Raw genomic sequence first — 19,954 nt, forward strand, 5'->3', positions numbered from 1 at the left:
AATAACGCAAAAACCGCCCTAATGAGGGCGGTTCTGCTTCTCGTTTAGACTTCGTTAATCTGTACGTTGAGTGCCTTTGCGATTGCTTCTCCATACGCCGGGTCGGCCTTGAAGAAGTGCTGCAATTGACGATCAACTACATCAGACGAAACTCCCGCCATCGCGCGTGCGATATTGTTGATCAGCAGGTTTTTCTGCTCATCACTCATCAAACGGAACAAGGCACCGGCGTGGCTGTAGTAGTCCGTGTCTTCGCGATGATCGTAACGATCAGCCGCACCGCTGAGTGCCAGAGCCGGTTCGGCATAGCGAGGTGCCTGTTTCGGCGACTCGACGTAGCTGTTGGGCTCGTAGTTCGGCGCTGCACCGCCATTGCTGCCAAACGCCATGGAGCCATCACGCTGGTAGCTGTTGACCGGACTGCGAGGCGCATTCACAGGAAGTTGCTGGTGGTTGGTGCCGACACGGTAGCGGTGCGCATCGGCGTAAGCGAACACTCGCCCCTGAAGCATGCGGTCCGGCGACAGGCCAACACCCGGCACCATGTTGCTCGGACCGAACGCAGCCTGCTCAACTTCAGCGAAGTAGTTCTGCGGATTGCGGTTGAGTTCGAGCTCGCCGACTTCAATCAGTGGAAACTCTTTCTGCGACCAGGTCTTGGTCACATCGAAAGGGTTTTCGTAGTGGGCCGCCGCTTGAGCCTCGGTCATGATTTGAATGCATACACGCCATTTCGGGAAGTCACCGCGCTCAATCGCTTCGAACAAATCGCGCTGTGCGTAATCCGGATCTGTGCCCGCCAAACGGGCAGCGTCTGCCGGCGCCAGGTTCTTGATCCCTTGCTGAGTCTTATAGTGCCATTTGACCCAATGACGCTCGCCACTGGCGCTTATCAGGCTGTAGGTGTGGCTACCAAAGCCGTGCATGTGACGGTAGCCGTCAGGGATGCCCCGATCCGAAAACAGGATGGTGACCTGGTGCAGCGCCTCAGGCGAGTGCGACCAGAAGTCCCACATCATCTGCGCACTTTTCAGATTGCTTTGCGGAAGGCGCTTTTGGGTGTGGATAAAGTCCGGAAACTTAAGCGGATCACGAATGAAAAACACCGGGGTGTTATTACCCACGATGTCCCAGTTGCCTTCCTCGGTATAAAACTTCAAGGCGAAACCACGTGGATCGCGTTCAGTATCGGCCGAACCGCGCTCACCGCCCACCGTGGAAAATCGCAGGAACGTCGGGGTCTGCTTGCCGACGGACTCGAACAATTTGGCGCTGGTGTATTGGGTGATATCGCGCGTCACAGTGAACGTACCGTAAGCACCCGAACCTTTCGCGTGCACACGGCGCTCAGGAATGTTTTCACGGTTGAAGTGAGCAAGCTTCTCGATCAGGTGAAAGTCGTCGAGGAGCAATGGGCCGCGAGGGCCGGCAGAGCGGGAATTCTGGTTGTCGGCGACAGGAGCGCCACTGGCGGTGGTAAGCGTTTTATTTTGGCTCATGCGATCTCTTCCTCTGTCAGTCTTAAACGGCCGGCTAATCGGCTGACAAGGAGTATTGATCACCAACGTTACACCTTCAAATTCATTAACTTGTGAGTGTCGATAGAAAATTACTAACAGCAGTTTCACTTTTCGAGCGCCCACAAAAAACCGGGCACTAGGCCCGGTTCTTCGTTTCAGACTGACGTCTTACTCAGCGGATACAGCTTCACCGCCGGTAGCACGATCAACCAACTCGACGTACGCCATAGGCGCGTTGTCGCCAGCGCGGAAACCGCACTTGAGGATGCGCAGGTAGCCACCCTCACGGGTAGCGTAACGCTTGCCCAGGTCGTTGAAGAGCTTACCAACGATAGCTTTCGAACGAGTACGGTCGAAAGCCAGACGGCGGTTAGCCAGGCTGTCTGTCTTGGCCAAAGTGATCAGCGGCTCAGCAACGCGACGCAGTTCTTTAGCTTTCGGCAGTGTAGTTTTGATCAGCTCGTGCTCGAACAGCGACACTGCCATGTTTTGAAACATGGCCTTGCGGTGCGAGCTAGTGCGGCTCAGGTGACGACCACTTTTACGATGACGCATGGTTCATTCCTTACCAAACACGACGTTCGGTGATTACGACGATCAGGCAGTCGCCTTGTCGTCCTTCTTAAGACTTGCAGGCGGCCAGTTGTCGAGGCGCATGCCGAGGGACAGACCGCGGGAGGCCAGAACGTCCTTGATTTCAGTCAAGGATTTCTTGCCAAGGTTCGGAGTCTTCAACAGCTCTACTTCGGTACGCTGAATCAGGTCACCGATGTAGTAGATGTTTTCCGCCTTAAGGCAGTTAGCCGAACGTACAGTCAGTTCCAGATCGTCAACCGGGCGAAGCAGGATCGGATCGATCTCGTCTTCCTGCTCGACAACCACTGGCTCACTGTCACCTTTAAGGTCGACGAACGCAGCCAACTGCTGTTGCAGAATGGTTGCAGCGCGGCGGATAGCCTCTTCAGGGTCCAGAGTACCGTTGGTTTCCAGATCAATAACCAGCTTGTCCAGGTTAGTACGCTGCTCGACACGGGCGTTTTCCACCACGTATGCGATACGGCGAACCGGGCTGAACGAAGAGTCAAGCTGCAAGCGACCGATGCTGCGGCTTTCGTCTTCATCGCTCTGACGCGAGTCTGCCGGTTCATAACCACGACCACGAGCTACGGTGAGCTTCATGTTCAGGGCGCCGTTAGACGCCAGGTTAGCGATTACGTGATCGGGATTAACGATCTCGACATCATGATCCAGCTGAATATCGGCAGCGGTAACCACCCCCGAACCCTTCTTCGACAAGGTCAGCGTAACTTCGTCACGACCGTGCAGCTTGATAGCCAGACCTTTAAGGTTCAACAGGATTTCAATTACGTCTTCCTGTACGCCTTCGATGGCGCTGTACTCATGGAGTACACCGTCAATCTCGGCCTCGACTACTGCACAGCCGGGCATTGAGGACAACAGGATGCGGCGCAGCGCGTTGCCCAGGGTGTGGCCGAAACCACGCTCGAGAGGCTCGAGAGTGATCTTGGCGCGGGTTGGACTGACAACCTGCACATCAATGTGGCGGGGTGTCAGGAACTCATTTACCGAAATCTGCATGGATGCACCTATTTTCTAGCCCTTACTTGGAGTAGAGCTCGACAATCAGGCTTTCGTTGATGTCGGCGGACAGATCACTGCGAGCTGGAACGTTCTTGAAAACGCCCGACTTCTTCTCAGTGTCTACTTCTACCCATTCTACGCGGCCACGTTGGGCACACAGATCGAGAGCTTGGACAATGCGAAGTTGGTTCTTTGCTTTCTCGCGAACAGCAACCACGTCACCAGCACGAACCTGGTAGGACGGAACGTTAACGGTCTGACCGTTTACGCTGATCGACTTGTGCGATACCAGCTGACGGGATTCGGCACGAGTAGAGCCAAAACCCATACGGTATACAACGTTGTCCAGACGGCATTCGAGCAGTTGCAGCAGGTTCTCACCGGTTGCACCTTTCTTGCCAGCAGCTTCTTTGTAGTAGCCGCTGAATTGACGCTCGAGAACGCCGTAGATACGACGGACCTTCTGCTTTTCACGCAGTTGGGTGCCGTAATCGGACTGGCGACCGCGGCGTTGGCCGTGGATACCAGGTGCTGCTTCGATGTTGCACTTCGATTCGATCGCGCGCACGCCGCTCTTCAGAAAGAGATCGGTGCCTTCGCGACGAGCGAGTTTGCATTTTGGACCAATGTAACGAGCCATTCTTTACAATCTCCTGGATTACACGCGGCGCTTCTTCGGCGGACGGCACCCGTTGTGCGGGATTGGCGTCACGTCGGTGATGCTGGCGATCTTGTAGCCACAGCCGTTCAAAGCGCGGACTGCAGATTCACGACCTGGGCCTGGACCTTTGACGTTAACGTCGAGGTTTTTCAGACCGTATTCCAGCGCAGCTTGACCAGCACGTTCAGCAGCTACTTGAGCAGCAAACGGGGTGGACTTGCGGGAACCGCGGAAACCCGAACCACCGGAGGTAGCCCAGGAAAGAGCGTTGCCTTGACGGTCGGTGATGGTCACGATTGTGTTGTTAAAAGAAGCATGGATGTGGGCGATGCCATCAACCACTGTCTTTTTAACTTTTTTACGAGGACGAGCAGCAGGTTTAGCCATGATTAATTTCCTGTCGATTCGCTGGGGCGATTACTTGCGGATCGGCTTACGCGGACCTTTACGGGTACGCGCGTTAGTCTTGGTACGCTGACCGCGTACTGGAAGACCACGACGATGACGCAGACCGCGATAGCAACCGAGGTCCATCAAACGCTTGATTTTCATGTTGATTTCGCGACGCAGGTCACCTTCAGTGGTGAACTTCGCCACTTCGCCACGCAGCTGTTCAATCTGCTCGTCGCTCAGATCTTTGATCTTTGCGGCTGGGTTTACCCCAGTCACTGCACAGATCTTCTGTGCAGTAGTGCGACCAACACCATAGATGTAGGTCAGCGAGATAACAGTATGCTTGTTATCTGGAATGTTAACGCCTGCAATACGGGCCATTCAGTGGGACTCCAATTGACAGCTACCTACGCCCCGGAAGCCAAGAAATAGGGCGCGAGATAATATCGCTGTAATAACAAATAATCAACCCGGTAGCGCACTAGCTACCGGGCTTGAAGCACAATCACACTCAGCCTTGGCGCTGTTTGTGACGCGGTTCCGCGCTGCAAATTACTCGAACAACACCTTCGCGGCGAATAATCTTGCAGTTACGGCACAGCTTTTTCACCGATGCACGAACTTTCATCACCAACTCCTCGAACCTTATGGGTACTCAGCGCAACATGCCGCTGCCGTAACCCTTCAGGTTGGCTTTCTTCATCAGGGATTCGTACTGGTGCGAAACGAGGTGCGATTGTACTTGGGACATGAAGTCCATCACAACCACGACGACGATCAGCAACGAGGTCCCGCCAAGGTAGAACGGTACGTTGGCTGCAACCACCAAGAACTGGGGCAACAGACATACGGCCGTCATGTAAAGAGCACCGAACATGGTCAAGCGGGTCAGAACGCCATCAATGTAGCGCGCAGACTGCTCACCTGGACGGATGCCCGGAATAAAGGCACCGGACTTCTTCAGGTTTTCCGCTACGTCTTTCGGATTGAACATCAACGCCGTATAGAAGAAGCAGAAGAAAATAATCCCTGCACTAAACAGCAGAATATTCAACGGCTGACCAGGAGCGATCGACTGCGAGATGTCCTGCAACCAGCCCATACCTTCAGACTGGCCGAACCAGGCACCCAACGAAGCCGGGAACAGCAAAATGCTGCTCGCGAAAATGGCCGGAATAACACCGGCCATGTTCACCTTCAGCGGCAAGTGGCTAGTCTGCGCAGCGAAGACCTTGCGGCCCTGCTGACGCTTGGCGTAGTGAACAGCAATACGACGCTGACCACGCTCAATGAACACCACGAAACCGATAATCGCTACTGCCAGCAAACCGATGGCAACCAGGGCGAAGATGTTGATATCACCCTGACGCGCAGACTCGAAAGACTGCCCGATCGCTCTCGGAAGACCGGCGACGATACCCGAAAAAATCAACATCGAGATACCGTTGCCAACACCACGCTCAGTAATCTGCTCACCCAGCCACATCATGAACATCGCACCAGCCACAAAAGTGGATACCGCGACGAAATGGAAGCCAAAGTCACCAGTGAACGCTACGCCCTGCCCTGCCAGACCAATGGACATGCCAATTGCCTGAACCAGAGCGAGAACGACAGTGCCGTAGCGGGTGTACTGGCTGATCTTGCGACGGCCAGCTTCACCTTCCTTCTTCAACTGCTCCAGCTGCGGGCTGACGGCGGTCATCAGCTGCATGATGATCGATGCCGAAATGTACGGCATGATCCCCAGTGCAAAGATGCTCATCCGCTCCAGCGCGCCGCCGGAAAACATGTTGAACAAGCTAAGAATGGTCCCCTCATTCTGTCGAAACAGGTCCGCGAGTCGGTCCGGGTTGATACCTGGAACCGGGATGTGTGCGCCTATTCGGTAGACGATAATCGCCAGGAACAGAAAACGCAGACGAGCCCAGAGTTCAGACATACCGCCTTTGCCGAGCGCAGAGAGAGCACCTTGCTTAGCCATTTATTCCTCGAACTTGCCGCCAGCTGCTTCGATAGCCGCACGCGCACCTTTGGTGGCGCCGATTCCCTTTCCGATGGTAACAGCGCGAGTCACTTCGCCGGACAGCATGATTTTCACACGCTGTACGTTGACGTTGATCACGTTGGCATCTTTCAAGGACTGCACGGTGACGATGTCGCCTTCCACTTTAGCCAGCTCGGACAGACGCACTTCTGCGCGGTCCATGGCTTTCAGGGAAACGAAACCGAACTTCGGCAGGCGACGATGCAGCGGCTGTTGACCGCCTTCAAAGCCTGGAGCAATGGTGCCACCGGAGCGGGAGGACTGACCTTTGTGGCCACGGCCACCGGTCTTACCCAAACCACTACCGATACCACGGCCCGGACGATGCTTTTCGCGACGGGAACCCGGCGCTGGACTCAGATCATTGAGTTTCATCGATTAACCCTCGACACGCAGCATGTAGTAAGCCTTGTTGATCATCCCGCGATTCTCGGGAGTATCAAGTACTTCTACAGTGTGACCGATGCGACGCAGACCCAGACCCTTAACGCACAGTTTGTGGTTAGGGATGCGGCCGGTCATGCTTTTGATCAGCGTAACTTTAACGGTAGCCATGATCAGAAGATCTCCTTGACGCTTTTGCCACGCTTGGCGGCAATGGATTCAGGAGACTGCATAGCTTTCAAACCTTTGAAAGTGGCGTGAACCACGTTTACCGGGTTAGTCGAGCCGTAGCACTTGGCCAGAACGTTCTGAACGCCAGCAACTTCGAGGACAGCACGCATAGCGCCGCCAGCGATGATACCGGTACCTTCAGAAGCAGGCTGCATGTACACCTTCGAAGCGCCGTGACCGGACTTCATTGCGTACTGCAGAGTGGTGCCGTTCAGATCAACTTGGATCATGTTGCGGCGAGCAGCTTCCATTGCCTTCTGGATCGCAGCAGGCACTTCACGCGACTTGCCACGGCCGAAGCCAACACGCCCTTTACCATCACCAACCACGGTCAACGCGGTGAAAGTGAAGATACGGCCGCCTTTAACGGTTTTGGCTACGCGGTTAACTTGAACCAGCTTCTCGATGTAGCCTTCGTCGCGCTTTTGGTCGTTATTTGACATAACTTAGAACTCCAGCCCAGCTTCACGAGCAGCATCAGCCAGCGCCTTGACGCGGCCGTGGTACTTGAAGCCAGAGCGGTCGAAAGCCACCTGCGAGACGCCAGCGGCTTTAGCACGCGTAGCGACCAGCTGGCCAACCTTAGTGGCCGCGTCGATGTTGCCAGTGGCGCCATCACGCAGTTCTTTATCCAAAGTCGAGGCAGATGCCAGGACTTTGTTGCCGTCGGCCGAAATGACCTGGGCGTAGATGTGCTGCGACGAGCGGAACACGCAGAGACGCACGACTTCGAGTTCGTGCATTTTCAGGCGTGCTTTGCGAGCGCGACGCAGTCGAGTAACTTTTTTGTCGGTCATTTGCTATGCCCTACTTCTTCTTGGCTTCTTTACGACGGACGACTTCGTCCGCGTAGCGCACACCTTTGCCTTTGTACGGCTCTGGTGGACGGAAGTCGCGGATCTCGGCGGCCACTTGACCTACCAGCTGCTTGTCGATGCCCTTGATCAGGATATCGGTCTGGCTAGGAGTCTCAGCGGTGATGCCTTCCGGCAGTTCATAATCCACTGGGTGCGAGAAGCCAAGAGCCAGGTTCAGCACTGTGCCTTTTGCTTGCGCTTTGTAACCAACACCGACCAGCTGGAGCTTACGCTCGAAGCCTTGGCTTACGCCTTGGACCATGTTGTTTACCAACGCACGAGTGGTACCAGCCATTGCGCGAGTTTGTTGATCGCCATTGCGAGCAGCGAAACGCAGCTCACCAGCTTCTTCAACGATCTCAACGGACGAATGGATGTTCAGTTCGAGAGTGCCCTTGGCACCCTTCACCGAAAGCTGTTGGCCTGCGAATTTGACTTCGACGCCGGCTGGCAGCTTAACGGGGTTCTTAGCGACGCGTGACATGCTTATCCCCCCTTAGAACACAGTGCAAAGAACTTCGCCGCCGACACCGGCAGCGCGCGCAGCACGATCCGTCATCACACCTTTGTTGGTGGAGACGATAGACACACCGAGACCGCCACGAACTTTTGGCAGATCATCGACGGACTTGTACTGACGCAGGCCTGGACGGCTAACGCGCTTCACTTCCTCGATGACCGGACGGCCTTCGAAGTACTTCAGCTCGATGGACAGCAGTGGCTTGATTTCGCTGCTGATCTGATAACCCGCAATGTAACCTTCGTCCTTCAGGACTTTGGCAACAGCTACCTTCAAAGTAGAAGATGGCATGCTTACGACGGACTTTTCAGCCATCTGGGCATTACGGATTCGAGTTAGCATGTCCGCTAACGGGTCCTGCATACTCATGGGCTAGACGCTCCTAATACACAAAAAATTAGCCTTGCGGCTACTACGTGTCGCCGAGGACATCCGCGCGAAAAAAGCACGGGCTCAGGCGAGCCGGGTATTCTAGACACACCCCACAAATGAATCAAGCCCCAAAAGGGGCTTGATTCAAGTTCAAGGTCACCGGCGGTCAGGATCTTGCGAACCTGGACGCCGAGACTTTGATAGTGCTTACCAGCTGGCTTTAACCAGACCAGGTACGTCACCACGCATTGCAGCTTCACGCAGTTTGTTACGGCCGAGGCCGAACTTGCGGTAAACGCCGTGTGGACGACCGGTCAGGCGGCAGCGGTTACGCATGCGCGAAGCGCTTGCGTCACGTGGCTGCTTCTGCAGAGCTACTGTAGCTTCCCAACGCGCTTCTGGACTTGCGTTCAGATCAACGATGATTGCTTTCAGTGCTGCACGCTTTTTGGCGTACTTGGCAACCGTGAGCTGACGCTTCAGCTCGCGGTTTTTCATGCTCATCTTGGCCATTTTCCTACTCCAATCAGTTGCGGAACGGGAATTTGAAAGCACGCAACAGGGCGCGACCTTCATCATCGTTCTTGGCAGTGGTGGTCAGGGTAATGTCCAGACCGCGGAGAGCATCGATCTTGTCGTAGTCGATTTCCGGGAAGATGATCTGCTCTTTAACGCCCATGCTGTAGTTACCACGACCATCGAAGGACTTGGCATTCAGGCCGCGGAAGTCGCGAACCCGAGGCAGGGAGATCGACAGCAGACGATCCAGGAACTCGTACATACGCTCACGGCGCAGGGTCACTTTGACGCCGATCGGCCAACCTTCACGGACTTTAAAGCCAGCGATGGATTTCCGAGCGTAGGTCACAACGACTTTCTGGCCGGTGATCTTTTCCAGGTCAGCAACAGCGTGCTCGATGACTTTTTTGTCACCGACTGCTTCGCCCAGACCCATGTTCAGGGTGATTTTGGTAACGCGTGGAACTTCCATCACGTTCGAAAGCTTAAGTTCTTCCTTAAGCTTCGGTGCGATTTCTTTCCAGTAAATCTCTTTTAGTCGTGCCATGGTCTCATCTACCTAGCAGTGTTCAAGCATCAACCGCTTTTTGGGTCGACTTGAAGACACGAATTTTCTTGCCGTCTTCTACTTTGAAACCAACGCGATCAGCCTTGTTGGTTTCGCCGTTGAAAATGGCTACGTTAGAAGCGTCCAGTGGAGCTTCTTTCTCGACGATACCGCCTTGTACGCCCGACATCGGGTTAGGCTTGGTATGACGCTTGACCAGGTTCAAACCACCGATAACCAGACGGTTATTAGCGAGAACCTTAAGCACCTTACCGCGCTTACCTTTGTCTTTGCCGGCGATCACGATGATCTCGTCGTCACGACGAATCTTTTGCATGTCGGATCTCCTTACAGCACTTCTGGGGCGAGCGAGACGATCTTCATGAACTTCTCAGTACGAAGTTCACGGGTCACTGGCCCAAAGATACGGGTGCCGATCGGCTCTTGCTTGTTGTTCAGAAGAACAGCAGCGTTGCCATCAAAGCGGATAATGGAGCCATCAGCACGACGTACGCCGTGACGAGTGCGGACTACAACAGCAGTCATCACTTGGCCTTTTTTCACTTTACCGCGAGGAATTGCTTCCTTCACGGTAACTTTGATGATGTCACCGATACCAGCGTAACGACGATGGGAGCCACCCAGCACCTTGATGCACATAACGCGGCGAGCGCCGCTGTTATCGGCCACATCGAGCATGGATTGAGTCTGAATCATATAATTTCTCCGACCCCTAGTCCTTAGACTTCCACAGCGCGTTCGAGAACATCAACCAGCGCCCAAGACTTGGTCTTGGCCAAAGGACGAGTTTCACGAATAGTGACTTTGTCGCCGATGTGGCACTGATTGGTTTCGTCGTGCGCGTGCAGCTTAGTCGAACGCTTAACGTATTTACCGTAGATCGGGTGCTTAACGCGACGCTCGATCAGAACGGTGATGGTCTTGTCCATTTTGTCGCTGACAACACGGCCAGTCAGCGTACGGACGGTTTTTTCGGCTTCAGCCATGATTACTTACCTGCCTGCTGTTTGAGCACAGTCTTCACGCGAGCGATGTCACGCTTAACTTGCCGGAGCAGGTGAGACTGCCCCAACTGGCCAGTTGCTTTCTGCATGCGCAGATTGAACTGGTCGCGCAGCAGGCCGAGCAGTTGCTCGTTAAGCTGCGGCGCGTCTTTTTCACGAAGTTCGTTCGCTTTCATCACATCACCGTCCGTTTAACGAAGGCGGTGGCGAGCGGCAGCTTTGCAGCAGCCAGGGCAAATGCCTCACGCGCCAGCTCTTCAGAAACACCCTCGATTTCATACAGGACTTTGCCTGGCTGAATCTGGGCAACCCAATATTCCACGCTACCTTTACCTTTACCCATCCGAACTTCGAGTGGCTTCTTGGAAATAGGCTTGTCCGGGAATACACGGATCCAGATCTTGCCGCCACGTTTTACGTGACGGGTCAGAGCACGACGCGCTGACTCGATCTGACGAGCGGTGAGACGACCACGAGCTACAGACTTCAGCGCGAACTCGCCGAAGCTGACTTTGCTACCGCGCTGAGCCAGACCACGGTTGTGGCCTGTCATCTGCTTGCGGAACTTCGTACGCTTTGGTTGCAACATTTGGCGTACCCCTTACTTAGCAGCTTTTTTACGAGGCGCTGGTGCTTGTGGTTTCAGTTCTTCTTGGCGACCACCAATTACTTCGCCTTTGAAGATCCAAACCTTTACACCGATCACACCGTAAGTGGTGTGAGCTTCGTAGTTGGCATAGTCGATGTCGGCACGCAGGGTGTGCAGTGGCACACGACCTTCGCGATACCATTCAGTACGTGCGATTTCAGCACCGCCGAGACGACCGCTCACTTGGATTTTGATGCCTTTGGCACCAATGCGCATGGCGTTCTGTACAGCGCGCTTCATAGCGCGACGGAACATTACGCGACGCTCCAGCTGCTGAGCTACGCTCTGCGCAACCAACATACCGTCGAGCTCCGGCTTGCGGATTTCTTCGATATTGATGTGCACAGGCACACCCATTTGCTTGGTCAGGTCCTGACGCAGTTTTTCAACATCTTCACCTTTCTTCCCGATAACGATACCTGGGCGAGCGGTGTGGATGGTGATACGTGCAGTTTGGGCCGGACGATGGATATCGATACGGCTTACGGACGCGCTTTTTAGTTTGTCTTGGAGATACTCACGCACCTTCAGATCAGCGAACAAATAGTCCGCATAAGTCCGACCGTCTGCGTACCAGACGGAGGTGTGCTCCTTGACGATTCCCAGGCGAATGCCAATGGGATGTACTTTCTGACCCATCTCTTCGACTCCGTTACTTGTCAGCAACCTTGACAGTGATATGGCAAGACCGCTTGACGATGCGATCAGCACGGCCTTTGGCACGTGGCATGATGCGCTTCAGCGAACGCCCTTCGTTGACGAAAACGGTGCTGACTTTAAGGTCATCAACGTCTGCGCCTTCGTTATGCTCGGCGTTGGCTACGGCCGACTCCAGCACTTTCTTCATGATCTCGGCGGCTTTCTTACTGCTGAAAGCCAACAAGTTGAGCGCTTCGCCCACCTTCTTCCCGCGGATCTGGTCGGCGACCAAGCGGGCTTTCTGGGCGGAGATTCGAGCGCCCGACAACTTAGCGGCTACTTCCATTTCCTAACCCCTTAACGCTTGGCTTTCTTGTCAGCCACGTGCCCACGATAAGTGCGGGTACCGGCGAACTCGCCCAGTTTGTGGCCGACCATGTCTTCGTTCACGAGAACTGGCACATGCTGACGACCGTTGTGTACTGCGATGGTCAGACCGACCATTTGTGGCAGGATCATCGAACGACGCGACCAGGTTTTAACTGGTTTGCGATCGTTCTTTTCCGCCGCCACTTCGATCTTCTTCAGTAGGTGAAGATCGATAAAAGGACCTTTTTTCAGAGAACGTGGCACTGTCGTATCCCTCTATTTACTTGCGACGACGGACGATCATTTTGTCGGTACGCTTATTACCACGAGTCTTCGCGCCCTTAGTCGGGAAGCCCCATGGCGATACCGGATGACGACCACCAGAGGTACGACCTTCACCACCACCATGTGGGTGGTCAACCGGGTTCATGGCAACACCACGAACGGTTGGGCGAACGCCACGCCAGCGTTTGGCACCGGCTTTACCCAGCGAACGCAGGCTGTGCTCGGAGTTCGAGACTTCGCCCAGGGTCGCACGGCATTCAGCCAGCACTTTACGCATCTCACCAGAGCGCAGACGCAGGGTCACATAGACACCTTCACGAGCGATCAGCTGAGCCGAAGCACCAGCGGAACGAGCGATTTGCGCGCCTTTACCTGGCTTCAATTCGATGCCGTGTACGGTACTACCAACTGGAATGCTGCGCAGTTGCAACTGGTTGCCCGGCTTGATCGGAGCCAAAGCACCCGAAATCAGCTGGTCACCAGCGTTCACGCCTTTAGGGGCGATGATGTAACGGCGTTCGCCGTCTGCGTACAACATAAGAGCAATGTGAGCAGTACGGTTTGGATCGTATTCGATACGCTCGACAGTGGCTGGAATGCCATCTTTGTCGTTGCGACGGAAATCGACCAGACGATAATGCTGCTTATGGCCACCACCGATGTGACGAGTGGTAATACGACCATTGTTGTTACGACCACCAGACTTCGATTTCTTCTCGAGCAGCGGTGCGTGAGGAGCGCCTTTATGCAGCTCCTGGTTGACCACCTTGACCACATGACGGCGGCCAGGGGAAGTCGGTTTGCATTTAACGATTGCCATGATGCACCCCTTCCTTACTCAGCACTGCTGCTGAAATCGAGATCTTGGCCTGGCTGAAGGGAGATAACTGCCTTCTTCCAGTCATTACGCTTGCCCAGACCGCGAGCAGTGCGCTTGCTCTTACCCAGAACATTCAGGGTAGTAACACGCTCTACTTTCACGCTGAACAGGCTTTCGACGGCCTTCTTGATTTCCAGCTTGGTTGCGTCAGTGGCAACCTTGAAAACGAACTGGCCTTTCTTGTCTGCCAGAACCGTAGCCTTCTCGGAAACGTGCGGGCCAAGCAGAACTTTAAATACGCGTTCCTGGTTCATCCCAGCAGCTCCTCGAATTTCTTCACGGCCGACACGGTGATCAACACCTTGTCGTATGCGATCAGACTAACTGGATCGGAACCTTGCACATCACGTACATCTACGTGCGGCAGGTTGCGAGCAGCCAGGTACAGGTTCTGATCAACAGCGTCCGACACGATCAGAACGTCGGTCAGGCTCATGTTGTTCAGCTTGCCCAGCAGGTCTTTGGTTTTCGGCGTTTCAACGGCGAAATCCTGAACCACGACCAGACGATCAGTACGCACCAGCTCAGCAAGGATGGAACGCATTGCTGCGCGATACATCTTCTTGTTCAGCTTCTGGGAGTGATCCTGAGGACGAGCTGCGAAAGTGGTACCGCCGCCACGCCAGATTGGGCTACGGATAGTACCGGCACGAGCACGGCCAGTACCTTTCTGACGCCAAGGGCGCTTACCGCCACCACGAACGTCGGAACGGGTCTTTTGCTGCTTGCTACCTTGACGGCCGCCGGCCATGTAGGCCACGACTGCTTGGTGAACCAGCGTCTCGTTGAATTCGCCGCCAAATGTCAGTTCGGAAACTTCGATCGCTTGAGCGTCATTTACATTTAATTGCATGTCAGCTTCCCCTTAACCGCGAGCCTTGGCTGCTGGACGTACAACCAAGTTGCCGCCAGTAGCGCCAGGAACAGCGCCCTTGACCAACAACAGATTGCGTTCAGCGTCCACGCGCACTACTTCGAGGGACTGCACGGTCACGCGCTCAGCGCCCATATGACCGGACATTTTTTTGCCCTTGAATACACGACCAGGAGTCTGGCACTGGCCGATAGAGCCTGGAACGCGGTGGGACACGGAGTTACCGTGGGTGTTATCTTGCCCGCGGAAGTTCCAACGCTTGATCGTACCCTGGAAGCCTTTACCTTTGGACTGACCGGTTACATCAACCAGTTGACCAGCAGCGAAGATTTCAGCGTTGATCAGATCGCCAGCCTGGTACTCGCCTTCTTCAAGGCGGAATTCCATGACGGTACGACCAGCGGCAACGTTCGCCTTAGCGAAGTGGCCAGCCTGAGCAGCTGTTACACGCGAAGCACGACGCTCGCCGACAGTGACTTGCACTGCACGATAGCCATCGGTCTCTTCAGTTTTGAACTGGGTGACGCGATTCGGCTCGATCTCAATGACCGTGACCGGAATGGAGACACCTTCTTCGGTGAAAATACGGGTCATACCGCATTTACGACCGACTACACCAATAGTCATGTTGTAAACCTCATGAGTGTACGGGGCTTTCACCCGCTATGGCCGCCCATTTCAGAGCGTTACACGACTAAGACCGAGTCTTAGCCGAGGCTGATCTGCACTTCCACACCGGCCGCAAGATCAAGCTTCATAAGAGCATCAACGGTTTTATCCGTTGGCTGGACGATGTCCAGAACGCGCTTATGAGTACGGATCTCGTACTGGTCACGCGCGTCTTTGTTGACGTGCGGGGAGACCAGAACGGTGAACCGCTCTTTACGGGTAGGCAGTGGAATTGGACCACGCACTTGAGCACCAGTACGTTTCGCGGTTTCCACGATTTCCTGGGTGGATTGGTCGATCAGGCGATGGTCAAAAGCCTTCAACCTGATACGGATTTGCTGATTTTGCATTGGATTTCAGACTCCGGCTGCTATTCCCACCGGGCGCAATACGCCCGTTAAAAGGAGGCGCAATTCTATAGACGCCCCAGATAGGTGTCAACCCAATAAAAAAGCCCCCGCTGAGCGGGGGCTTTTTCAAAGCATCAAAGCTAACTCTAAAAGAGCTTACTCGATGATTTTAGCTACAACACCAGCACCAACGGTACGGCCGCCTTCACGGATAGCGAAGCGCAGACCGTCTTCCATTGCGATGGTTTTGATCAGGGTAACAGTCATTTGAATGTTGTCACCTGGCATCACCATTTCAACGCCTTCTGGCAGCTCGCAGTTACCAGTCACGTCAGTAGTACGGAAGTAGAACTGTGGACGGTAGCCTTTGAAGAACGGAGTGTGACGACCGCCTTCTTCCTTGCTCAGAACGTAAACTTCTGCGGTGAACTTGGTGTGCGGCTTAACCGAACCCGGCTTAACCAGAACCTGACCACGCTCAACGTCGTCACGCTTGGTGCCACGCAGCAGAACGCCGCAGTTCTCGCCAGCACGACCTTCGTCGAGCAGTTTGCGGAACATTTCAACACCGGTGCAGGTGGTGACGGTGGTGTCACGCAGACCAACGATTTCCAGTGGATCTTGAACGCGAACGATACCGCGCTCGATACGACCAGTCACAACAGTACCGCGACCCGAGATCGAGAATACGTCTTCGATTGGCATCAGGAACGGCTTGTCGGTCAGACGAACTGGTTCTGGGATGTAGCTGTCCAGAGTTTCAACCAGTTTACGAACGGCAGTGGTGCCCATTTCGTTTTCGTCGTTACCTTCCAGAGCCATACGAGCAGAACCGATGATGATCGGAGTGTCGTCACCTGGGAAGTCGTAAGTGCTCAGCAGGTCGCGCACTTCCATCTCAACCAGTTCCAGCAGCTCAGCGTCGTCTACCAGGTCAGCCTTGTTCAGGAAAACCACGATGTACGGAACGCCTACCTGACGGGACAGCAGGATGTGCTCACGGGTTTGTGGCATCGGACCATCGGCGGCCGAGCAAACCAGGATAGCGCCGTCCATCTGAGCAGCACCGGTGATCATGTTCTTCACATAGTCAGCGTGACCTGGGCAGTCAACGTGAGCGTAGTGACGGATCAGCGAGTTGTATTCAACGTGCGCGGTGTTGATGGTGATACCACGAGCTTTCTCTTCTGGTGCGCTGTCGATCTTGTCGAAGTCAACACGAGCCGAACCGAAAACTTCGGAGCAGACGCGAGTCAGAGCAGCAGTCAGAGTGGTTTTACCGTGGTCAACGTGACCGATGGTGCCAACGTTGACGTGCGGAAGGGAACGATCAAATTTTTCTTTAGCCACGACAATTAACTCCTAGCCTAAAGGACTGAATCAGCCTTGTTTTTTGGTTACAGTTTCGACGATGTGCGACGGAGCTGTATTGTATTTTTTGAATTCCATAGAGTAGCTTGCGCGACCTTGGGACATGGAACGAACGTCGGTCGCATAACCGAACATCTCGCCCAACGGAACCTCGGCACGAATTACTTTACCGGAAACCGTATCTTCCATACCCAGGATCATGCCGCGACGACGGTTAAGGTCGCCCATCACGTCACCCATATAGTCTTCAGGTGTAACAACCTCTACAGCCATGATCGGCTCAAGCAACTCACCACCGCCCTTCTGGGCCAGTTGCTTGGTCGCCATGGAAGCAGCCACCTTAAACGCCATCTCGTTCGAGTCGACGTCGTGGTAGGAACCATCAAACACGGTAGCCTTCAGGCCGATCAGCGGATAGCCGGCAACAACGCCGTTCTTCATCTGCTCTTCGATACCCTTCTGGATAGCCGGGATGTACTCCTTAGGAACCACACCACCCACTACTTCGTTCACGAATTGCAGACCTTCCTGACCTTCGTCAGCAGGAGCAAAACGGATCCAGCAGTGACCGAACTGGCCACGACCGCCGGATTGACGAACGAACTTACCTTCGATTTCACAGTTCTTCGTGATGCGCTCACGATAGGAAACCTGAGGCTTACCGATGTTGGCTTCGACGTTGAACTCGCGGCGCATCCGGTCAACCAGGATGTCCAGGTGCAACTCGCCCATGCCGGAGATGATCGTTTGACCAGTCTCTTCATCAGTCTTGACGCGGAAAGATGGATCTTCCTGAGCAAGCTTGCCCAGAGCGATACCCATTTTTTCCTGGTCATCCTTGGTCTTAGGCTCAACGGCAACCGAAATAACCGGCTCCGGGAAGTCCATACGAACCAGGATGATTGGCTTGTCAGCGTTGCACAAAGTTTCACCAGTGGTGACGTCCTTCATGCCGATCAAGGCCGCGATGTCACCAGCGCGCACTTCCTTGATTTCCTCACGGGCGTTTGCGTGCATTTGCACCATACGACCCACACGCTCTTTCTTGCCTTTAACCGAGTTGATCACGCCGTCGCCGGATGCCAACACGCCCGAGTAAACACGAACGAAGGTCAAAGTACCCACGAATGGGTCGGTAGCGATCTTGAACGCCAGAGCCGAGAACGGCTCGTTGTCGTCTGCATGACGCTCCATCAATTCTTCCTCGTTATCAGGGTTGGAACCCTTGATAGCAGGAATGTCGACAGGAGCCGGCAGGTAGTCGATAACGGCGTCGAGAACCAGGGGAACGCCCTTGTTCTTGAAGGAAGAACCGCAAACAGCCAGAACGATCTCACCAGCAATAGTACGCTGACGCAGAGCGGCCTTGATTTCCTCGATGGTAAGCTCTTCGCCTTCGAGGTACTTGTTCATCAGCTCTTCGCTGGCTTCGGCCGCAGCCTCAACCATGTTGCTGCGCCACTCTTCAGCCAATTCCTGCAGTTCAGCAGGGATAGCTTCGCGACGAGGAGTCATGCCCTTGTCGGCATCGTTCCAGTAAACCGCTTCCATGGTCATCAGATCGATCTGACCTTGGAAATTGTCTTCGGAACCGATAGCCAACTGGATCGGCACCGGAGTGTGACCCAGACGCTGCTTGATCTGAGCGATCACGCGCAGGAAGTTAGCGCCAGCACGGTCCATTTTGTTCACGTAAACAATACGCGGAACACCGTACTTGTTGGCTTGACGCCATACGGTTTCGGACTGCGGCTCTACGCCCGAAGTACCACAGAACACAACAACCGCGCCGTCGAGTACACGCAGGGAACGTTCAACTTCGATGGTGAAGTCAACGTGGCCCGGGGTGTCAATGACGTTGAAGCGGTATTGGTCTTTGTGCTGCTTCGCAGAACCCTGCCAGAAGGCGGTAATAGCAGCAGAAGTAATGGTAATACCACGCTCCTGCTCCTGAACCATCCAGTCTGTGGTCGCGGCGCCGTCATGCACCTCGCCCATTTTGTGACTTTTGCCAGTGTAAAAAAGGACGCGCTCGGTGGTGGTGGTTTTACCAGCATCCACGTGAGCAACGATACCAATGTTACGGTAGCGATTAATCGGTGTTGTACGAGCCATAAAGCCCTCGCAAAATTAGTGACGCTAAAATTAGAAGCGGTAGTGCGAGAAAGCTTTGTTAGCTTCAGCCATACGGTGCACGTCTTCACGCTTCTTAACTGCAGCACCTTTACCTTCAGCGGCGTCCAACAGTTCGCCAGCCAAACGCAGAGCCATAGACTTCTCGCCGCGCTTACGGGCGAAGTCTACCAACCAGCGCATTGCCAGAGCGTTACGACGGGACGGACGAACTTCAACCGGAACCTGGTAAGTAGCACCGCCTACACGGCGCGACTTTACTTCGACCAGCGGAGCGATGGCGTCGAGAGCTTTCTCGAAGATTTCCAGGGGGTCGCTGTTCTTGCGTTCTTTAACCTTTTCCAGCGCGCCATAAACGATACGCTCGGCAACGGCTTTCTTGCCGCTTTCCATCACGTGGTTCATGAACTTGGCCAGGATCTGGCTGCCGTATTTTGGATCGTCAAGCACTTCGCGCTTGGCTGCTACGCGTCTTCTTGGCATGGATAAGCCCTCAAACGGTCTTCAGGTTCGCTCGGAATCGGTGCCCTTTCGGGACGCCTCCGACCTTACTCTTATCGACTCAGAAAAATAGATGATTCAGTTTTACAAAAAGCCGCTACTACTTAGGCTTCTTGGTACCGTACTTCGAACGACCTTGGTTACGACCTTTAACGCCGGAAGTATCCAAAGAGCCGCGAACGGTGTGGTAACGAACACCTGGCAAGTCTTTTACACGGCCGCCACGGATCAGTACGACGCTGTGCTCTTGCAGGTTGTGGCCTTCACCGCCGATGTACGAGGAAACCTCGAAACCGTTGGTCAGACGCACACGGCATACTTTACGCAGTGCCGAGTTAGGTTTTTTCGGCGTAGTGGTATACACACGGGTGCATACGCCACGACGTTGCGGGCAGTTCTGCAGCGCAGGCACGTCGGATTTCTCGACGATACGCTTACGCGGCTGACGTACCAGCTGGTTGATAGTTGCCATCTACTAGCTCCACTGTTGTCTTGCGACGCTATTGTCTTGCAAGAAAAGCAAAATGGCAGGAACGAATTCCCGCCAAATTTAGGG

General features: G+C 54.5%; 33 protein-coding genes. All 33 read right to left on the minus strand.

What is annotated here, in order from left to right:
- Positions 1-44 precede the first annotated feature (44 nt).
- Positions 45-1,499: a catalase gene (locus tag ACF6ZU_RS09550; protein WP_392893762.1), complete on the minus strand. Its 1,455-nt coding sequence runs from the start codon at positions 1,497-1,499 to the stop codon at positions 45-47.
- 189 nt (positions 1,500-1,688) lie between these two features.
- On the minus strand, positions 1,689-2,075 hold the full coding sequence (gene rplQ, locus ACF6ZU_RS09555; RefSeq protein WP_024778333.1) for a 50S ribosomal protein L17: 387 nt from the start codon (positions 2,073-2,075) through the stop codon (positions 1,689-1,691).
- A gap of 42 nt (positions 2,076-2,117) precedes the next feature.
- On the minus strand, positions 2,118-3,119 hold the full coding sequence (locus tag ACF6ZU_RS09560; protein WP_003186012.1) for a DNA-directed RNA polymerase subunit alpha: 1,002 nt from the start codon (positions 3,117-3,119) through the stop codon (positions 2,118-2,120).
- A 22-nt stretch (positions 3,120-3,141) separates the two neighbouring features.
- Positions 3,142-3,762 carry a 30S ribosomal protein S4 gene (rpsD, locus tag ACF6ZU_RS09565; protein WP_003176404.1) on the minus strand — a complete coding sequence of 207 codons (621 nt, stop codon included), beginning with the start codon at positions 3,760-3,762 and terminating at the stop codon, positions 3,142-3,144.
- An 18-nt stretch (positions 3,763-3,780) separates the two neighbouring features.
- Positions 3,781-4,170 (minus strand): 30S ribosomal protein S11, encoded by a 390-nt coding sequence (gene rpsK / locus ACF6ZU_RS09570; RefSeq protein ID WP_002555466.1) that lies wholly within the window; start codon positions 4,168-4,170, stop codon positions 3,781-3,783.
- Between the two features lie 30 nt (positions 4,171-4,200).
- A complete protein-coding gene (rpsM, locus tag ACF6ZU_RS09575) occupies positions 4,201-4,557 on the minus strand; it encodes a 30S ribosomal protein S13 (protein WP_003186020.1) in 357 nt (118 codons plus the stop codon).
- Between the two features lie 130 nt (positions 4,558-4,687).
- Positions 4,688-4,804 carry a 50S ribosomal protein L36 gene (gene rpmJ / locus ACF6ZU_RS09580; RefSeq protein ID WP_002555468.1) on the minus strand — a complete coding sequence of 39 codons (117 nt, stop codon included), beginning with the start codon at positions 4,802-4,804 and terminating at the stop codon, positions 4,688-4,690.
- 27 nt (positions 4,805-4,831) lie between these two features.
- Entirely contained in the window at positions 4,832-6,160 is a 1,329-nt protein-coding gene (gene secY, locus ACF6ZU_RS09585) for a preprotein translocase subunit SecY (protein WP_003228718.1), read from the minus strand.
- Positions 6,161-6,598: a 50S ribosomal protein L15 gene (gene rplO, locus ACF6ZU_RS09590; protein ID WP_007896782.1), complete on the minus strand. Its 438-nt coding sequence runs from the start codon at positions 6,596-6,598 to the stop codon at positions 6,161-6,163.
- Positions 6,599-6,601: 3 nt separating this feature from the next.
- Positions 6,602-6,778, minus strand: a complete 177-nt coding sequence (rpmD, locus tag ACF6ZU_RS09595; protein ID WP_003186033.1) for a 50S ribosomal protein L30 — start codon at positions 6,776-6,778, stop codon at positions 6,602-6,604.
- Positions 6,779-6,780: 2 nt separating this feature from the next.
- Positions 6,781-7,281, minus strand: coding sequence for a 30S ribosomal protein S5 (gene rpsE / locus ACF6ZU_RS09600; RefSeq protein ID WP_007943782.1), 501 nt, complete (start codon positions 7,279-7,281; stop codon positions 6,781-6,783).
- 3 nt (positions 7,282-7,284) lie between these two features.
- Positions 7,285-7,635 (minus strand): 50S ribosomal protein L18, encoded by a 351-nt coding sequence (gene rplR, locus ACF6ZU_RS09605; protein ID WP_003186037.1) that lies wholly within the window; start codon positions 7,633-7,635, stop codon positions 7,285-7,287.
- A 10-nt stretch (positions 7,636-7,645) separates the two neighbouring features.
- The gene (gene rplF, locus ACF6ZU_RS09610) at positions 7,646-8,179 is read right to left on the minus strand and encodes a 50S ribosomal protein L6 (protein WP_003176412.1); all 534 of its coding nucleotides are present in this window, start codon (positions 8,177-8,179) and stop codon (positions 7,646-7,648) included.
- Between the two features lie 12 nt (positions 8,180-8,191).
- Positions 8,192-8,584, minus strand: a complete 393-nt coding sequence (gene rpsH / locus ACF6ZU_RS09615) for a 30S ribosomal protein S8 (protein WP_003186040.1) — start codon at positions 8,582-8,584, stop codon at positions 8,192-8,194.
- Between the two features lie 210 nt (positions 8,585-8,794).
- On the minus strand, positions 8,795-9,100 hold the full coding sequence (gene rpsN / locus ACF6ZU_RS09620; protein WP_003176414.1) for a 30S ribosomal protein S14: 306 nt from the start codon (positions 9,098-9,100) through the stop codon (positions 8,795-8,797).
- Positions 9,101-9,113: 13 nt separating this feature from the next.
- Positions 9,114-9,653, minus strand: coding sequence for a 50S ribosomal protein L5 (gene rplE / locus ACF6ZU_RS09625; RefSeq protein WP_003176415.1), 540 nt, complete (start codon positions 9,651-9,653; stop codon positions 9,114-9,116).
- Positions 9,654-9,675: 22 nt separating this feature from the next.
- The gene (gene rplX, locus ACF6ZU_RS09630; RefSeq protein WP_003176416.1) at positions 9,676-9,990 is read right to left on the minus strand and encodes a 50S ribosomal protein L24; all 315 of its coding nucleotides are present in this window, start codon (positions 9,988-9,990) and stop codon (positions 9,676-9,678) included.
- Positions 9,991-10,001: 11 nt separating this feature from the next.
- Positions 10,002-10,370, minus strand: coding sequence for a 50S ribosomal protein L14 (rplN, locus tag ACF6ZU_RS09635; RefSeq protein ID WP_002555479.1), 369 nt, complete (start codon positions 10,368-10,370; stop codon positions 10,002-10,004).
- A gap of 23 nt (positions 10,371-10,393) precedes the next feature.
- Positions 10,394-10,660: a 30S ribosomal protein S17 gene (gene rpsQ / locus ACF6ZU_RS09640; protein ID WP_003176419.1), complete on the minus strand. Its 267-nt coding sequence runs from the start codon at positions 10,658-10,660 to the stop codon at positions 10,394-10,396.
- Between the two features lie 2 nt (positions 10,661-10,662).
- Entirely contained in the window at positions 10,663-10,854 is a 192-nt protein-coding gene (gene rpmC / locus ACF6ZU_RS09645; protein WP_008030901.1) for a 50S ribosomal protein L29, read from the minus strand.
- Positions 10,854-11,267 carry a 50S ribosomal protein L16 gene (gene rplP, locus ACF6ZU_RS09650; protein WP_007896757.1) on the minus strand — a complete coding sequence of 138 codons (414 nt, stop codon included), beginning with the start codon at positions 11,265-11,267 and terminating at the stop codon, positions 10,854-10,856. Before rplP ends, rpmC begins: the two co-directional genes overlap by 1 nt.
- Before the next feature lie 12 nt (positions 11,268-11,279).
- The gene (rpsC, locus tag ACF6ZU_RS09655; protein ID WP_003176422.1) at positions 11,280-11,966 is read right to left on the minus strand and encodes a 30S ribosomal protein S3; all 687 of its coding nucleotides are present in this window, start codon (positions 11,964-11,966) and stop codon (positions 11,280-11,282) included.
- 13 nt (positions 11,967-11,979) lie between these two features.
- On the minus strand, positions 11,980-12,312 hold the full coding sequence (rplV, locus tag ACF6ZU_RS09660; RefSeq protein ID WP_003103908.1) for a 50S ribosomal protein L22: 333 nt from the start codon (positions 12,310-12,312) through the stop codon (positions 11,980-11,982).
- Between the two features lie 11 nt (positions 12,313-12,323).
- Positions 12,324-12,599 carry a 30S ribosomal protein S19 gene (rpsS, locus tag ACF6ZU_RS09665; protein WP_002555486.1) on the minus strand — a complete coding sequence of 92 codons (276 nt, stop codon included), beginning with the start codon at positions 12,597-12,599 and terminating at the stop codon, positions 12,324-12,326.
- Positions 12,600-12,615: 16 nt separating this feature from the next.
- A complete protein-coding gene (gene rplB / locus ACF6ZU_RS09670) occupies positions 12,616-13,440 on the minus strand; it encodes a 50S ribosomal protein L2 (RefSeq protein ID WP_008030897.1) in 825 nt (274 codons plus the stop codon).
- 14 nt (positions 13,441-13,454) lie between these two features.
- Entirely contained in the window at positions 13,455-13,754 is a 300-nt protein-coding gene (gene rplW, locus ACF6ZU_RS09675; RefSeq protein ID WP_002555488.1) for a 50S ribosomal protein L23, read from the minus strand.
- A complete protein-coding gene (gene rplD, locus ACF6ZU_RS09680) occupies positions 13,751-14,353 on the minus strand; it encodes a 50S ribosomal protein L4 (RefSeq protein WP_003228735.1) in 603 nt (200 codons plus the stop codon). Before rplD ends, rplW begins: the two co-directional genes overlap by 4 nt.
- 12 nt (positions 14,354-14,365) lie before the next feature.
- On the minus strand, positions 14,366-15,001 hold the full coding sequence (gene rplC / locus ACF6ZU_RS09685; protein ID WP_003186059.1) for a 50S ribosomal protein L3: 636 nt from the start codon (positions 14,999-15,001) through the stop codon (positions 14,366-14,368).
- 80 nt (positions 15,002-15,081) lie between these two features.
- Positions 15,082-15,393: a 30S ribosomal protein S10 gene (rpsJ, locus tag ACF6ZU_RS09690; protein ID WP_003186070.1), complete on the minus strand. Its 312-nt coding sequence runs from the start codon at positions 15,391-15,393 to the stop codon at positions 15,082-15,084.
- Positions 15,394-15,549: 156 nt separating this feature from the next.
- Positions 15,550-16,743 (minus strand): elongation factor Tu, encoded by a 1,194-nt coding sequence (gene tuf / locus ACF6ZU_RS09695; protein WP_008030895.1) that lies wholly within the window; start codon positions 16,741-16,743, stop codon positions 15,550-15,552.
- A gap of 30 nt (positions 16,744-16,773) precedes the next feature.
- Positions 16,774-18,879, minus strand: a complete 2,106-nt coding sequence (gene fusA, locus ACF6ZU_RS09700; protein ID WP_392891909.1) for an elongation factor G — start codon at positions 18,877-18,879, stop codon at positions 16,774-16,776.
- Positions 18,880-18,909: 30 nt separating this feature from the next.
- Entirely contained in the window at positions 18,910-19,380 is a 471-nt protein-coding gene (gene rpsG / locus ACF6ZU_RS09705; protein WP_002555493.1) for a 30S ribosomal protein S7, read from the minus strand.
- A gap of 118 nt (positions 19,381-19,498) precedes the next feature.
- Positions 19,499-19,870: a 30S ribosomal protein S12 gene (gene rpsL / locus ACF6ZU_RS09710; protein ID WP_002555494.1), complete on the minus strand. Its 372-nt coding sequence runs from the start codon at positions 19,868-19,870 to the stop codon at positions 19,499-19,501.
- Positions 19,871-19,954 lie beyond the last annotated feature (84 nt).

The sequence above is a fragment of the Pseudomonas migulae genome (genome assembly GCF_043225285.1).
Classification (GTDB): Bacteria; Pseudomonadota; Gammaproteobacteria; order Pseudomonadales; family Pseudomonadaceae; genus Aquipseudomonas; species Aquipseudomonas migulae_C.